Annotated in this window: 8 protein-coding genes; 3 read left to right on the top strand and 5 right to left on the bottom strand. The window is 70.3% G+C overall.

Translation table 11 applies throughout. The features are described from left to right. Positions 1 to 77: 77 nt before the first annotated feature. Genes VYI76_RS03945 through VYI76_RS03925 form a run of 5 tightly spaced genes read right to left on the bottom strand, consistent with a single transcriptional unit; the run spans position 78 to position 3,055 of the window. Positions 78 to 485, bottom strand: coding sequence for a RidA family protein (locus VYI76_RS03945; RefSeq protein WP_326523474.1), 408 nt, complete (start codon positions 483 to 485; stop codon positions 78 to 80). Then, complete coding sequence (gene kynA / locus VYI76_RS03940) at positions 482 to 1,300, bottom strand: tryptophan 2,3-dioxygenase (RefSeq protein ID WP_326523473.1); 819 nt, start codon at positions 1,298 to 1,300, stop codon at positions 482 to 484. Before kynA ends, VYI76_RS03945 begins: the two co-directional genes overlap by 4 nt. After that, positions 1,297 to 2,490: a kynureninase gene (kynU, locus tag VYI76_RS03935; protein ID WP_326523472.1), complete on the bottom strand. Its 1,194-nt coding sequence runs from the start codon at positions 2,488 to 2,490 to the stop codon at positions 1,297 to 1,299. Before kynU ends, kynA begins: the two co-directional genes overlap by 4 nt. Next, positions 2,487 to 2,714 (bottom strand): AMP-binding enzyme, encoded by a 228-nt coding sequence (locus VYI76_RS03930; protein WP_326523471.1) that lies wholly within the window; start codon positions 2,712 to 2,714, stop codon positions 2,487 to 2,489. Before VYI76_RS03930 ends, kynU begins: the two co-directional genes overlap by 4 nt. Next, complete coding sequence (locus VYI76_RS03925; RefSeq protein WP_326523470.1) at positions 2,711 to 3,055, bottom strand: FAD-dependent oxidoreductase; 345 nt, start codon at positions 3,053 to 3,055, stop codon at positions 2,711 to 2,713. The genes VYI76_RS03930 and VYI76_RS03925 overlap by 4 nt, the downstream gene beginning before the upstream one ends. Positions 3,056 to 3,527: 472 nt before the next feature. On the opposite strand from VYI76_RS03925, the gene VYI76_RS03920 reads away from it, so the two are divergent. From VYI76_RS03920 to VYI76_RS03910, 3 genes are read left to right on the top strand one after another with little or no spacing between them, the layout of a single operon-like run. Next, a complete protein-coding gene (locus VYI76_RS03920) occupies positions 3,528 to 5,231 on the top strand; it encodes a ShlB/FhaC/HecB family hemolysin secretion/activation protein (RefSeq protein ID WP_326523469.1) in 1,704 nt (567 codons plus the stop codon). 32 nt (positions 5,232 to 5,263) lie between these two features. Beyond that, entirely contained in the window at positions 5,264 to 12,661 is a 7,398-nt protein-coding gene (locus VYI76_RS03915; protein ID WP_326523468.1) for a hypothetical protein, read from the top strand. Next, positions 12,658 to 15,807 carry a CHAT domain-containing protein gene (locus tag VYI76_RS03910; RefSeq protein WP_326523467.1) on the top strand — a complete coding sequence of 1,050 codons (3,150 nt, stop codon included), beginning with the start codon at positions 12,658 to 12,660 and terminating at the stop codon, positions 15,805 to 15,807. Before VYI76_RS03915 ends, VYI76_RS03910 begins: the two co-directional genes overlap by 4 nt. Positions 15,808 to 15,841: the final 34 nt, after the last annotated feature.

The following is a 15,841-nucleotide window of genomic DNA, read 5'->3' as shown; positions in this document are numbered from 1 at the left end:
TTGCGAGACGAAATCAGTCCGGCCGGCGGCGCACGCGCCGACCGACGACGCCGCTTCGCCGCGGCGCCATTCTTTCGTCATTCCTCCGTCGGCACCACCGCGATCGCCTGTATCTCCACCTTCGCCCGCGCCTCGACCAGCCGCGTGACCCCAACCACCGCCATGGCCGGAAACTCGCGGCCCATCGTGTCGCGATACGCCCGCCCGACATCCTTCAACCGCGCGGAATATTCGCCGACGTCGGTCAGATACCAGGTCATCGAGACGACATGCCCTGGCCCGGCGCCGCCTTCCGCCAGCACCGCCACCACGTTGGCGAGCGTCTGGCGCACCTGATCGGCCAGATCGTCGCTCTCGAAAGCCTGATCCGCGTTCCAGCCGATCTGTCCGCCGGTGACGACGATGCGTCCTTCCGCCGCCATGCCGTTGGCATAGCCGACCGGCGTCGCCCACCCGGCCGGCTGGAGGGCCCGGTTCGCGCTCACAGCGCGGTCCTCACGCGCCACAATTCCGGGAACAGTTCGACGTCCAGCATCTTGCGCAGATAGCTGACCCCCGCCGTTCCGCCGGTCCCGCGCTTGAAGCCGATGATGCGCTCGACGGTGGTGACGTGGTTGAACCGCCAGCGCCGGAAATAATCCTCGAAATCCACCAGCTTCTCCGCGAGTTCATAGAGCTGCCAATAGGTTTCCGGCGCGCGATATACGGTGGCCCAGGCGGCGACCACGGCCTCGCTCGCCGCGCGCGGCTCGCGCCAGTCGCGTTGTGGCTCGCCGGTCGCGATGCCGCTGCGGGCGAGCAGCATCAGCGCTTCGTCATAGAGGCTGGGCGCGTCCAGGATCGCCTCCAGCATCGCCGCCGTCTCTTGCCTGTGGGCGTGTGGCTTGACCATCGCGGCGTTGCGGTTGCCCGCCAGGAACTCGATCGCGCGATACTGGAACGACTGGAAACCGGACGATGCCCCGAGCGAGTCGCGGAACTCGGTATATTCGCTCGGCGTCATCGTCCGCAGCACGTCCCACGCGCTGTTCAGCTGCTCGAAAATGCGGGCGACCCGCGTCAGCATCTTGAACGCGACCGGAAGCCGCCCCTCCCTGATCGCCGCCATCGCGGCGCGGATCTCGGCGATCGCCAGCTTCATCCATAATTCCGACGTCTGGTGCTGCACGATGAACAGCAGTTCGTCGTGCGCGGCCGACAGCGGCGCCTGGGCATCCAGGATCGCATCGAGCCGCAGATAATCGCCGTACGACATGGTGCCGGAGAAATCGGTGCGCGCGCCGTGCGCGGGATCGGTCATGTGACGAGGCCTCTGGTCTGGAATTCGGGTCGTTGCCACGCGCCCGTATCGAGGATGTCGGCGAGGATGCGCGCGGCTTCTGCGACGTCCTCTTGCGACAGATAGAGCGGAGTGAAGCCAAAGCGGAGGATGTCGGGCGCGCGGAAATCGCCGATCACACCCCGCGCGATCAGCGCCTGCATGACGGCATAGCCCTCTGGATGGTGAAACGACACCTGGCTGCCGCGCGCGTGCGGATCGCGAGGCGAGGCGAGGGAGAGGGTAGGGCAGCGTGCCTCGACCTCGACGATGAAGCGTTCGCTCAAGGTGATCGAGGCAGCACGCAGCTCGCCCAGATCAACCCCGTCCCACACGTCGAGCGCGGCGTCGAGCGCGGCGAGGGCCAGGATCGGCGGCGTGCCCACGCGCATCCGCTCCACGCCCGCGCCGGCACGGTAGCCCAGGTCGAACGCGAACGGTTCGGCATGGCCCATCCAGCCCGACAGCGCGGGCAACGCGCCGTCGGCGTGACGCGGCGCGACGTAGATGAAGGCCGGCGCGCCGGGGCCGCCGTTCAGATATTTGTAGGTGCAGCCCACCGCGAAGTCCGCGCCGCCAGCCGCCACCTCGACTGGAAAGGCACCGGCGGAATGGGCGAGATCCCAGATCGTGATCGCCCCGGCGTCATGCGCCCGCTTCGTCAGCGCCGGCATGTCATGGCGGCGGCCAGTGCGGTAGTCGACTTCGGTCAGCATCAGCGCACCGACGGTGCCGTCGATCGCGTCGGCGACCTCCTCCGGTGCGACGACCTTCAGTGCATAGTCGGGCCCGAGCGAACGCAGCAGCCCTTCGGCCATATACAGGTCTGTCGGGAAATTTCCGCTGTCGGACAGCACCACCCGCCGGTCCGGCACCAGCGCCAGCCCCGCGGCGAGCGCCTGATAGACCTTGATCGACAGGGTATCGCCCATCACCACGCTGTCGGTCTCCGCGCCGATCAGCCGTGCGATACGGTCGCCGATGCGGCGCGGCATCGTCATCCATCCGGCGCTGTTCCAGGCGCGGATCAACTCACCGCCCCATTCGTCCGAGATTGCTCCGGCCATGCGCTCCGAGACCCCGATCTGCAGCGGCCCGAGCGAGTTGCCGTCGAGGTAGATGACGCCTTCCGGGATCTGAAAGCGGGCGCGGGTCGCGGCAAAGTCGGTCATGCGGTGCCCCCGTCGCGCAGGCGGAACCGCTGGATCTTGCCGGTCGCGGTCTTGGGCAGCGCCGCGACGAAGCGCACCGACCGGGGGTATTTATACGGTGCGATCGCGGCTTTCACATGATCCTGCAATAGTTTCACGAGGATCGCGTCGCCCTCGACGCCCTCGGCCAGCACGACATGCGCCTCGACGATCTGTCCGCGTCCCTCGTCTGCCGCGCCGATCACCGCGCATTCCCGGACGTGCGGGTGCGACAGCAGTGCCGCCTCAGCAGCGTGCGGCGGCCGATTCCGCAGAAGCCGTGTCCGCCCGACACGATCCGGCTGTCGCCGCGCACCACCGCCACATCGTCCCACCAGGCGAAACGGTCGCGGATAGCCGCGGCGCTGACGGGGTCGTTGGCGGCGAGCCTGTCGAGCGTCTCCTGCGACAGCACCACGCCCCAGCCGAACGTGTCGTCGGCGCGATTGCGCTCATACATGGTTACGCGATGTCCGGGATCGCGCAGCTTCATCGCGATCGCGAAATACAGGCCCGCCGGGCCGCCGCCGATAACCGCCATCCGCATCGCGAGGGAATGCTCCGTTGCCCCGGGTCGGGCGAAGCATCCCGCTGCCCACATGAAAATTCAACCCTGTAATTTCAGGTATGAAACATTTCTCTGGCACCGCGCGGTCAGGGCGTTGTTCTGGCGCACGGCTACAAGCGCTAGCCGTGCACAAGACTTTGGTGTGGCGCCTCAATGTCCTGTCGTCGATGATCCGCAAGAAGATCAAACAGTCGCGCCGGGATCGTTTGACTTGGCGGATGGGCCAACATTAGGTTCCGGCAACATCGATTCGAGTGATTGCCGACTCCGCCAGGAGGTATATGGTCGTCGCGCGCGTCTTATAAAGCATCGCGCCGACACGAATCGGTACGAATGGATCGGCGCATCGGGGGTGGGCATGACGGCGGGGACTAACGACGCTCGGCAGGATTTCCGTCCGAATTCACCGTCGCGGCGGCGTCTGTTTTGCGCGACTTTCTTGTCCGCAATATTGATCGCGCCGCCGGCGCTCGCGCAGACGGTGCCGCAGCAGAGCGTCCCCGGCGCCTTGCCGACGCGCGAACAGCTCACGCCGCTCCCGCCGGAGGCGCCTCCGGCCGCGCGCGTCGATGTCGATTCGCGCGGCGCGCTGGAACGCCAGAACTGCCCTTTCGAGGGATCGGCATTGCGGGTCGATCTGTCGCGGGTGACCTTCACCCGCCCCGACGGCAGCCCGCTCGCGCCGGCGATCGCCGCGACGCTGGCCGGGGTCGTGGCTCCCGGTCAGGATGCGCCGATCAGCGCGGTGTGCGACATCCGCGACGCCGCCAACGCTGCGCTGCGCCGCGACGGGTGGATCGCCTCGGTGCAGGTGCCGCCGCAGGAAATCGACGCGGGTGCGCTGCGGCTCGACGTCATTACCGCCAGGATCGTCGAGACGCGGGTACGCGGTGCCCCCGGCGCTTACGAAGCCGCGCTGCGCACGCGGATCGCCGAGCTCGAGGCGCTCGACCCGCTCAACGAACGGGATGCGGAGCGGCTGCTGCTGCTCGCTGGCGACCTGCCCGGTCTCGACGTCCAGCTGTCGCTGCGCCCGGCCGGCACCGCGCCGGGCGAGGTGATCGGCGATCTGGCGATCAGCTACCGCCCCTGGGCGGTGCTGGGCAACTTCCAGAACTACAATTCCCCCTTGCTGGGCCGCGAGACCGGCTATCTGCGCGGCGAGGTCTACGGCCTGACCGGCATGGGCGACACGACCTATGTCGGTGTGTCCACGACCCGCGATTTCGAGGAGCAGCGGATCGTCCAGGCCGGGCACATCATGACGCTCGACACCGCCGGCACGACGTTCGGCCTGCGGGCGACCAAGGCGTGGTCGCGGCCCGATATCGGTGCGCTGGACCTGCGGTCCGATACGCTGGTGGCCGGCTTCGATGTGCGGCGCCCGCTGGTGCGCTCGCTGATGAGCAACCTCGCGCTCGATGCCGGCTTCGACTACGTCAACCAGGACAGCCGGGTGACCGCCGGAGGCAACAGCGCGCCGCTCAGTCGTGACCGGCTGCGCATTCTCTATCTGGGAATCGACGGCGAAGCGCGGGCGACCGGGCGGGGCGGCCTGACCAACTGGTCGGCGCGTGGTGCGCTTTCGATTCGCAAGGGCCTGGACCTGTTCGGCGCGAGCGAAGGCGGCGTCATCCCGATCGGCGGGGCACTGCCGTCGCGCATCGACGGCAACGCGCGCGCCTTCGTGGTACGCGGCGATCTCGACACGGTCGTCCGCCTGACGCCGATCCTGTCGTTCGCGGCGCGCATCCAGGGCCAGTGGACCAACGATCCGCTGCTCAACTATGAGGAATATTCGATCGGCAACCTGACGGTCGGCCGCGGCTATGATCCGGGATCGAACACCGGCGACCGCGCCATCGCGTTCCGATCCGAAGTGCGCGCCGACGTGTGGCGTCGCGACGATTTCGATCTGCAGCTGTTCGGCTTCATCGATACCGTCAAGCTCACCAACCTCGATCCCAACGCGACCGAGACCGATCGCACGCTGCGCAGCTATGGCGGCGGCATCCGCGCGTCGTTGACCAACAATGCGCTGCTCGAAGTGACCTATGCCCATCCGCGCGATCCGGCATTGCTCATCGACCAGCGACCGCCGCCCGACCGCGTGCTCGTGTCGTTGACGTTCCAGTTCAGGCCGCGCCCGCGCTGACGCGCGCCCGCGTTAGGTAAGGAAGTGCCGTGATGATGTCCCGCTCCCGGTCGCGAAACCGCCTGATCCTGTCCACGGCGCTGGCCGGCGGATTGCTGCTTTCCACGCCCGTTGCGGCGCAGACGTCCAACGGCACGCTGCCGAACGCCAGCGATGCGAGTGTCATACTGGGCACCGCCACGATCACCGGCGGCGGGCCGACGCCGGGCTCGACGCTCGACGTCTCGCTGGTGACCGGTACGACGGTGATCGACTGGTTCCATTTCGATGTGCCGGCGGGCGACACAGCGCGCTTCACCAACAACGCCGCCGTTCCGGTGGCGGCCGTGCTCAACCGCGTCCGCGCGGGCGGACCGGTCGCGATCGCGGCGCCGTCTAACCTGTCGGGGACGATCACCGCGCCGGGCGTCGAGTTGTGGATCCAGAACGGCGAGGGTTTCCTGTTCGGCAGCAACCTGTCGATCACCTCCGCCGGGTTCCTGGCGTCGGTGCCCGACATCAGCCTGGCTGATTTCACCGCGGGCGGCGGGTTTCGCGCGACCACTTCGGCGGGGAGCACCGCGGGCATTCGGGGCGGCGGCGCGGGTACGCGCATCCTGACGAACGGCGGCAAGCTTGCGCTGATCGCGCCGGTGATCGACGTCAACGGCACCTTCGACGCCGGCACTGGCCAGGTCGCGTTCGTGACCGCCACCGACGTATCGATGACGATGGCCCCGGGCAGCCCGCTGGCGATCACGGTCAACCGTGGCACCAGCGTCGGCGGCGCGTCTCAGATCGTCGCCGGCAGCGTGGCCGGCAACGAAGCCTATTTCGTCCTCGCCTCGGCAGGTTCGGTGGTCGATTCGCTGCTCGACGTGCGCGCGGCGACGCGGGCCAGCGGCGCGGTCGCGACGGGGCGGGGCGTGGTGCTGGTTGCGGGCGACGTGTCGACGGCGCCGGGCGTCAGCTTTGCTGGCGGCAGTGCCACCAACGGCGCCGCCGGCATCGCGCTGAGCGGTACGGTGGATGCCACCGGCACCGGCCAGCAGGTCGCACTGCGCGCCTCGCGCGATATCGCCGCCACGACCGCGCTGACGGCGTCGGGCGGCATCAGCGCCGAGGCGGGTGGCGCGCTGGCGCTGACGCGGGCGACTGCCGGGACCGGTATCGTGATCAAGGCGGGCGGCGCGGTGACCGCCACCGGGCTGCTCGACAGCGCGACAGGCGCGGTCGAGATCACCGGCGCCGCATTGTCGCTCGACGATGTGACCGCGCGTGCCGGTTCGGTGAAGCTGACCGGCGCGGCGGTGCGGGCCGACGATATCGTCGCCGGCACGACGGTTCAGGCCGCGGCGACGACCGGCGCGATCGCGCTCGGGTCGATCGCGGCCGGCGGTAATGTGACGCTGGCCGGAGCGCCGGCGCAGGCGATCGGCGTCACCCGCGCGACCAGTTCGACCGGCGGCGGTCTGACGATCGACGGGTCGGGCGCGGTGCGGCTGGGTTCGGCGGATATTCGCGATGCGATCACCATCGGCGCGACGACGGCGCCCGCGTCGATCGAGGCGACCGGCGCGTTGCGCGGCAACGGCATCGATCTGCGTTCGGCGGGTGACGTCACGCTCGTCGATGCCGCTTCGGCCACGGTGATAACGCTGGCATCGGGCGGAGCGTTGCGCGCTGGCAATCTGACGGCGACGGCTGGCGGCATTACCGGCACCGCGACGACGATCGACATAGCGGGCGCGGCGTCGCGCGACGCCGCGCTCTCGCTGACCGCAACCGGCGCGTCGCTGCGGCTGGGCAACTCCAGCGTGCAGACAGGGGCAACGGTCACCGCCGCGGCGGGCGACATCGCCATCGGCAGCCTGACCAGCGCGACCGGCGACCTCAAGGTCTCGGGACGCTCGCTTGCCGGCACGACGACGCCCGGCGCGACACTCGCGGCGACTGGTGGTGCGATCGACGTCGCGACCACCGGCGCGGCGGCACTCGCATCCGCCACGGCGGGCGCCGGCCTTATCGTTGCGAGCGGCGCCACGCTTCGGATCGACGACACCGCGCGCGCCATCGGCGCCGTCACGCTGACCGCGCCGGGGGCGATCACGCTCGGCACCGTCGTCAGCGCGGGCGGCCCCGTCACGGTGACGGGCGGCGCGGCGATTTCAGGCACCGGCGCGGCCGGCGGCGATATCTCTGCGGCGGGCGCGCTGGCCGTGACGGCAGCCGGCGCGATCACGCTCGACGCGCTGGCGGGTGACGTCTTGACGGTGGCCGGGCCCAGCCTGTCGGTCGGTAGCGCTACCGCGCGCGCCGGCGATGCGATGCTGACCGCCAGCGCCGGTGATGCGACATTGGGCGACGGATCGGCGGCGCGTGACCTGATCGTCACCGCCAGTGGTGCCGCCGCAGTGCGCGGCACGGTCGAGGCAGGACGCGATTACCGCGTTCGGGGCGCTTCGGTGCGGCTCGGCGAAGGCACCGGTTCCGAAACCCAGCGCGCCGCGCGCTTCGCCACGATCACCGCGACGACCGGCGGGATCACGGGCGGCGGCGGCCTCACGCTGATCGGCGACGGGGCAGGGGCCGGGATCGGCACTGCGGTCACGCTCGATGCCGCCAACGGCGCGATCTCGCTGCCGGGCAGCGTGCTGCGCGGCGGCACCGCGCGGCAGAGCGATGTCGCGCTGCGCTTCGCGGCCGGCACGCCGCTGGTGCTGGGCGATGTCGTCGCGAACGCGTTCGGACGTACCGATGCGGGCGGTGGCGCGGTGGTGCCCATCGCGCACGATGCCGCCATCACGCTCGGGAACCTCGATCTCGCCGGCAGCCTGTCGCTGTCCACCAGCGCGGGCGGGCTGACCACCGGAACGATTGCCTCGACCGGATCGGTCACGCTGATTGCCGACACGATCGTGACGGGCGATGTCACCGCCGCCACGACCATCGCGGCGACCGCGACCGGCGCGCTCGCCGGCCAGCGGCTGCGCAGCGTCGGCGGCACCACCGTATCGGGCGGCCGCGTCCAACTCGTCGAGGCGTCGGCCACCGCCGGCGCGGTCGATGTCCGCGCGACCGGCGGCCGGCTCGATATCGGCACCGCGAACGGCACCAATGTGGGTCTGGCGACCAGCGGCGGCGGGGGGTCGGCCACGCTGGCGGCCGGCACGGTGACCGCGAGCGGCACCGCGACGCTGAACTCGGTCGGCGGGATCGATCTGGGCACCGTCACGGCAGGCGGCGCGATCGCCGTCACGGCGGCCGGGCCGGTCGGCCGGATCGGCGGCGCAGGAAACATCACCTCGACGGGAGGCAACGTCACCGTGACGGCCGGCGGCGCAGCGGCGCTCGGCAACGTTGCCGGTGAGTCGGTGCTGATCCGTGCGGCAGCGATCGACACCGTATCCAACACGGCCCGCACCGGCACCGTCACGCTGGATGCCACCGCAGACGCGCTCAACGCGGGCCGCGTGACGTCGTTCGGCGATCTGCGCCTGACCGCAGCGGGCGCTCTCACCGCAAACGACGTGACGAGCAGCGCAGGCAATGTCGCTATCGCCTCGGGCGACGCGGTCCTGGTGGGAGCGATAGCGGGGAACGCGATCGATGTGCGCGGGGCTCGGATCGAGACGGGGTCCGTCACTGCGCGCAGCGGCCCGCTAGCCATGGCCGCAAGCAGCGGAACCTTGCGGGTAGGCGAAGCGGTGGCAACCGGTGATGTCACCCTGGCCGCCGCGGGGGCGATGAACACCACGAACATCACGAGCAGCGCGGGCAGTGTCGCGATCACCGCCGGCGGCGCGGCGCGGATGGCGAATGTCACCGGCAACGCCGTGACGGCGACCGCGCTCGCCATCGATGCTGGCGATGTCGTGGCGCGCGCTGGAAATGTCGAGCTGACGACGACCGCTCCGGCGTCGGGCAACCCTTCGAACGGCCAACTGACGGTGAGCAATGTCACGGCCAGCGGCGCCGCCACCCTGTACTCGAACAGCCGCGTCGTCGCGGGGTCGGTCTCAGCGGGTATCGGAGACCTGTTGCTGCGCGGATACGGCGTCTCCGTCGATCGGCTCGCCACGCAGAACGGCAACGCGACCATATTATCCCATCTGCGAGAGGCGACGCTGACTGGCTCGGCAACGATCGGGGGCCGGCTTTCCATAGATGGCGCCACGGTCCTGCTGGGGATCGATGCGGATGCGGAAACGATTTCCGCCCGCGATTCGATCTCGATAACCGCGATCGGAGCCGTTAACGGCGGGCCGGGGCTGACCCTGTTGTCGAACAGCGCGGGCTCAAGCGCCAACGGCGACATCTTCATCAATGGAGGCTTCGGCATCCTGTTCGCGCCGGATACGGTGATCCGCGCAGGACCGGATCGCCAGTCTTCGGTGGGCCTGCGCGTCAGCGCCAGCAATGCCGCGATCACGCTGGGCAGCGTGTTCGCCGATCGGATCGGCAACGCCGTCAGCAGTAGCGGCCAGATAATCGGACAGTTGACGGCTCCGTCGATCACCGTGGCCGGGCCGATCGTGACGCGACAGAGTTTCACTGCCACCGCGACCGGACCGGGCGGCAGGCTCGAGCTTGCGGACGTGACGGCGACCAATGCCGGAGCGGAAATCTCGCTTGGCAGTTCGAGTGGCGGGATCACCGCGCGCTCGGTAAGTTCGCCGGGAGCGATCTCCATCGCCAGCGGCGGCGAACTGGCGGTTGCATCGGTTGCGAGTTCGGGTTCGAACGTCAGCGTGAATGTGTCCGGCGGCGCCAACGCGACCATCGGCGCCGCCAGTGCAGGAGGAACGCTCAGCCTGTCCTCAGGACCGGGCAATCTCTCGCTCGGAACCGGCGTCGGCCGGGACGTCCGGATTGTCTCGGCACGTTCCCTGGCGGCCGATTCACTGACATCGGTCGGCGGCGAGATATTCATCAATGCTGGCACCGCGACCATCGGTACCGCCACCGCGACGACGGCGCTGACCGTCACGGGCAGCAGCGGCGGTCTCACGTTCGGGACGGCAAGTGCGGGGACGACGGCGACGCTGTCAGCGCAGGGGCCGGTCACCGTGTCGAACAGTCTGGTCGCGACGGGCGCGATCGGGGTCACTGCAACCGGAAGCTCCGCCAATATCGGCACCGTCCGCAGCACCAGTGGACAGGTGGCGATCGACGCGGCGTCGGTGACTGCGACAACCGCCAGCGCCGGGACCAGCCTTGCGGTCAACGCCCGCTCAGGCGCGATTGCGCTCGGCACCGGCACTGCGGGCACCACCGCGCGGCTGACCGCGACCGGCGACGTCGGGGTGTCGACGGGTCTCACCAGCGGCGGCAGTGCGACCGTCAACGGCGCGAACCTGCGGCTGGCGAACGTGGACGCCACCAACGGCGCCGTCACCGCGACCGCGACGGGAGACGTGACGGGCGCCACCGCCGCCGATCGCGTCAACCTGACGGCGGGCGGCGCGGGCAACAGCCTGGCCGTCACCGCGGGCGGTGTGGTGCGGCTTGGCCAGGCGACGGCGGCGAATGCCGTCACGGTACGCGGCGCCGCGATCGACGCGACGACCGCCACGGCGACCTCCGGCGCGCTCGATCTGAATGCGACGGCCGGGGCGCTGACGCTCGGCACGGGTGCTGCGGGCGGTGCCGCCACGCTGCGTTCGACAGGAGCGATGACCGTTGGTGCGCTCACGTCGCGCGGCGCCACGCTCCAGTCGGGGAGCACGCTGAACGCCACCACGATCACCAGCACCGCCGATATCGCCGTGACCGCCACCGGTGCGGCGACGCTCGGCACCCTGACCGCGACCGGCGCGGGTAACAGCCTGGCCGTCACCTCGGGCGGCGTAGTGCGGCTTGGCCAGGCGACGGCGGGGAATGCCGTCACGGTACGCGGCACCGCGATCGACGCGACGACCGCCACGGCGACCTCCGGCGCGCTCGATCTGAATGCGACGGCCGGGGCGCTGACGCTCGGCACGGGTGCTGCGGGCGGTATCGCCACGCTGCGTTCGACGGGAGCGATGACCGTTGGTGCGCTCACGTCGCGCGGCGCCACGCTCCAGTCGGGGAGCACGCTGAACGCCACCACGATCACCAGCACCGCCGATATCGCCGTGACCGCCACCGACGTGGCGACGCTCGGCACTCTGACCGCGACCGGCGCGATCGCCGCGACCGGGAATGGCGTGACGGCGACGCGCCTCGGGGCCGGCACGACACTGGGTGTCACCAGCGGCGGCGCGGTGTCGATCGGTTCGGCGACTGCCGGCGGCGCGGCGACGATCGATGCGGCGGGCGCGGCGACTCTCGGCGCGATCACCGCCGGGCCCAGCCTGTCGGTCCGCGCGGCCGATGCGACGATCACCGGCGCGCAGCGCGCGACCGCCGTCACCTTCGCCAACCGCGCGCCCGCGACCACGGCCCTGCGGCTCGGCGACACCACTGCGGCGGACGGCTTCCGCCTGTCGCAGGCGGAAATCGGCCTGATCGATGCCGACCGGCTGACGCTCGACGGCGGCAGCGGCGCTGTGGAGATCGGCGCGTTGGGGTTCGGCGCGACCGCTGGCCGCACCAGCGTCGATGTGCTGACGACCGGCCGGATCGACGTGCGCGGCGCCGTCACGGGCGCGGGCAGCGGGCGGCTGTTCCGCTTCGGCGGCACCGCGGCGAACCTGACGGATCGGGCGAGCGATATCCGCATCGCCACCACCGCGAATGGCGGCGGACGCCTGTTGTTCTCCACCGCGGATCTCGAACTGCGCGGCGCCCGCGTCGCCCAGGGCCAGTCGGCGGGTTTCCTCGACGCGCTCACCGGCCTGTCGCCCGCCGACGTCGCCGGCCGCTTCGTCAGCAACGCCGGCTCGTCGCTCTACGCCGCGAACCAGGGCGGAGTCGCCTATGATGCGGCCGCCGCGACGATCCTGTCGGCGAACCGCGTGACGGTGCGCTTCACGGACTATGCCTTGTTCCAGAACACCGGCCTGCTGGGCGAGAACAGCGGTGCTGTGATCGGCGCGTCCAGCGGCCCCGCGCTCAACTTCATCGCCAATGGCGATGCCGGCGGCGCCGGCGCGCTGGCGATCTTCGGGACGGTCGGCGGGGTGGGGGGTATCGCGACGGCGCTGCTCGGCCCGTCGGCGATCGGGGCGACGTCGGTCGATCTGCGCGCCGCGCGCGTCAACGGCTGCCTGCTCGGTTCTGGCGCGGGCTGCCTCAGCAACGTCGTGTCGCAGCCGATCCTGAGCATTTTCGATGCGAGCCGCACCCAGATCCTGCGCGCGTCGGACAATCTGTCCGTGCCGTTCGATCCGGTCGTCGGCACGAACAACGAAGCGCTGTTCTCCGGCGTGTCGTCGATCGACGCGCCGCTGGAGGACATCGCGCCGCCGACCTGCCCCGAGGGATCGACCGATCCGGCCTGCCCGCGCAAGGAGAACAACCAGTGAAGACCGCGACCGCGAGGCCGTTCGGCGCCGCGATCCTTGCCGCATCGGCACTGGCGCTCGCATCCTGCGCGACAACCACCACCACGGTGGGGATGAGCCAGCCCGATACGTTGACGCTGGGCCGCAATGCGGCGGGCGAACCGTGCACCGCGACGCGCAACTGGAACGATCCTCTCGTCACGGACGCCTTCGACGCCGCCTATTCGATCACCTGCCGCAACGTCGCCGCAAGCCGGCCGGTCGGCACGGTGCGACTGGTCGGCCCGAACACCGGCGCACTCGCGCGGATCGAAGGCGCGCTCCAGTGCGGTGCCTCCGGCGACGTGATGATGGGCAGCGGCATCGGCGCGGCGAGCGCGCGGCGCTGCTACGACAAGCTGCTCGGATCGGAGGTCGTCGCGGTGACGCGCTCGGTCGGCGGCCGCACGATGGTCGCCGCGGCGGCGCCGTCGCTGCTCGGTCCGCTCGAACAGGCGATGGCGATCGTCGGCGGCCAGCGCGGGCCCGATGGCGACGGCGGCCGCGCCACCACCGCCAGCATCGACGTCGCGGCGCTCGCTCCGCTGCCTTCGTCGATCGACCAGGCGACGCTCGCGGCCAGCCTGTTCGATCCCGAAGCGGCGCTCAGCACCGGCATCAGCCTCAACCACAAGGGACTCAACGTCCAGGCCTCGCGCGTGCTCAACGACGCGCTCAGCCGCGTGCCCGCCAATGCCGCGCCTGCGATCCTCGTCGAGCTTCAGCTCGAGGCGGCGCTTGCCGATTCGAACATCCGGTTCGCGGAAGCGGCCGCCGAACATTTCGCCCGCGCCGATGCTGTGATGGCGGCGGAGCCGGCGGCGCGGACGCCGTTCCTGCAGCGCAAGCGCGACGCCTATCTGGCGCTCGACCTGCTCAACCGGCGCCAGTTCCGCACGGCGCTGACCGCGCTCGATCGCCAGGTCAGCGCACCGGCCTCGGCGGGGCAGCCCCTGCGCGATCTCGCGACGGTGCGTCGGATCAACCAGCCGGGCACAACCGGCACCGACGCGACGAGTTCGATCGCGTTGCCCGATACGGCGCTGCTCTCGCAGATCGTGCTCGACGCCCAGACCAACTGGGCGCGCAGCGCGGCGATGCTGGCGCTCGGCGACGAGCCCGGTGCGACGGCGGCGCTTGCCGCCGCGGAACGCTCCTATGCACCGCTCCAGAACGAACGGATCGATCAGGGTCCGGTGCTGTGGCTCGGCTCGCGTATCGAACGGCAGAAGGCCCGGCTCGCGGCGCGGCGCGGCGACTGGGGCACCGCGATCCCGGCGATGGATCGCGCGCTCGACGATCTGCGGCGCAGCGCGGTCGCGACGGCGGGCACCGGCAATGAACCGGCGATCGCCGAATTGCAGCTCGAACGCGCCAGCATGGTGGCGCGGCGTGGCGGCGATCCCAGGGCGATCCGCGAGGAATATGGCCGGTCGGTCGATGCGCTGATCGCGGCGAACAGCACCGGCGGCGCGCAGCCGATCGGGCTGGAGGGCTATCTTGACCTGCTCGTCGCGGAGGCGAAGAACGCGCCGCAGGGCGATACCTACGAACGCTTCTTCCGCGCGGTGCAGGGCACTGGCGAGCCGGCGGTCGCGCGCCAGCTCAGCCAGATCCAGGCGGTCGTCACCGCCGATCAGGATATTGGCGTGCAGGTCCGCGATCGTGCGGAACTGGAGCGCGAGATCACCCGTCTGCGCTACGCCATCGCCGAAGCGACGAACACCGGGGCACCGGCCGCCGTGCTGGAGGCCGAGCGCCAGGCCGCCGAGACGAAGCTGCTGGCGATCGACGCGAAACTCTCCGCCGACCCGCGCTACCGCACGATCGATGATCGTCCGGCGACGCTGGCGGAGGTGCGCGCCGCGCTCAAGCCGGGCGAGGGCTTCCTCAAGATTTCGGAGGTGAACCAGCGGCTCTACGCGATGTTCATCACCGCGGCGGACAGCTTCATCTACCCGGTTGCGGCCACGCCGGCCGACACGCGCACCGTGATGAAGCTGGCGGACGATGTCCGAGGGTCGATCGATGGCCAGCTCGCACAGGGCAAGCTGGTGCCGTTCGAGGAGGCGAAGGCCTTCGTCCTGTTCCGCCTGATCTCCGGCCCGGCGCAGGAGGCGATGCTGAAATCGACGGCCCTCGTCGTCGATCCGGCAGGACCGCTCCAGAAGTTGCCGGTCGGCGTGCTGGTCACCGCCTATGATCCGCAGGCGCAGCGCGCCGATCCGTTCGATTTCTCCAAGACCCAGTTCCTTGCCGCACGCACCGCACTGTCGACCGCGGTGTCGCCGCGATCCTTCCTGGTCGTCCGCGCGCTGGCGCCCAGCCAGGCGAAACAGCCCTTCCTGGGCCTGGGCGAGCACCGCGCGCCGGCGGTCAACGCGCCGGCGAGCGAGATGGTCAATGTCGGTTTCGGCTGCTCGGTCGAACTGCGCACGCTTCAGGCGCTGTCCGCGCGGATGGCACCGATCAGCAAGCGCGAGCTGGAGATCGCCTCCACCGCGCTTGGCGTGCCGGGCGCGCCAATGGTGACAGATGGCGCCTTCAACGACACCGCGCTCACGACGCGGGACGACCTTTCGGATTACGAGGTGTTGCACTTCGCGACGCATGGGCTGGAAGAAGGCGTGTGGGGGTGCACCAAGTCTCCGCCCGCGCTTGTCACCTCGTTCGGCGACGCCAATTCCGACGGGCTGCTCAGCTTCTCGGAAATCGCGGGCCTGCGGCTCGACGCCAATCTCGTCGTGCTTTCGGCCTGCGATACCGCGGCCGGTGTCAGGAACCAGGCGCTCGCCCGCGCATCGGGGCAGGAGGAATCGGGCTCGACGCTCGAAGGGCTCGTCCGCGCTTTCCTGACCGCCAATGCGCGCGCGGTCATGGCGACTTATTGGCAGGTGTCGGCAGAAAAGGAGACCGAGGATCTGATCCGCACCTTCTACGAACGCGCGCGCGGCGCCGATATCGGCACATCGCTCCAGGCCGCGCAGCGCGAACTGATGGCCCAGCCGGCCTATTCGCATCCCTTCTACTGGGGGCCGTATTTCGTGGTCGGCGATGCCGCCAAGCCGATGCTGTCGCCTCGCGTGGCGGCGGCACCGGCCAGGGCGGAGGCGGTCGCGGGCCAGTGAGCGCGCCGCGCCACCTCGCAGCGGGAGAACCGCG

It is taken from the genome of Sphingomonas sp. (assembly GCF_035910975.1).
Classification (GTDB): domain Bacteria; phylum Pseudomonadota; class Alphaproteobacteria; order Sphingomonadales; family Sphingomonadaceae; genus Sphingomonas.
Note: the sequence above shows the minus strand (reverse complement) of the source record. Positions and strands in the feature narration are given on the sequence as shown.

Coding starts and splice junctions, on each gene's coding strand:
- VYI76_RS03925 (WP_326523470.1), bottom strand. CDS start 3,055: ATGCGGATGGCGGTTATCGGCGGCGGCCCGGCGGGCCTGTATTTCGCG.
- VYI76_RS03915 (WP_326523468.1), top strand. CDS start 5,264: ATGATGTCCCGCTCCCGGTCGCGAAACCGCCTGATCCTGTCCACGGCG.
- kynA (WP_326523473.1), bottom strand. CDS start 1,300: ATGACCGATCCCGCGCACGGCGCGCGCACCGATTTCTCCGGCACCATG.
- kynU (WP_326523472.1), bottom strand. CDS start 2,490: ATGACCGACTTTGCCGCGACCCGCGCCCGCTTTCAGATCCCGGAAGGC.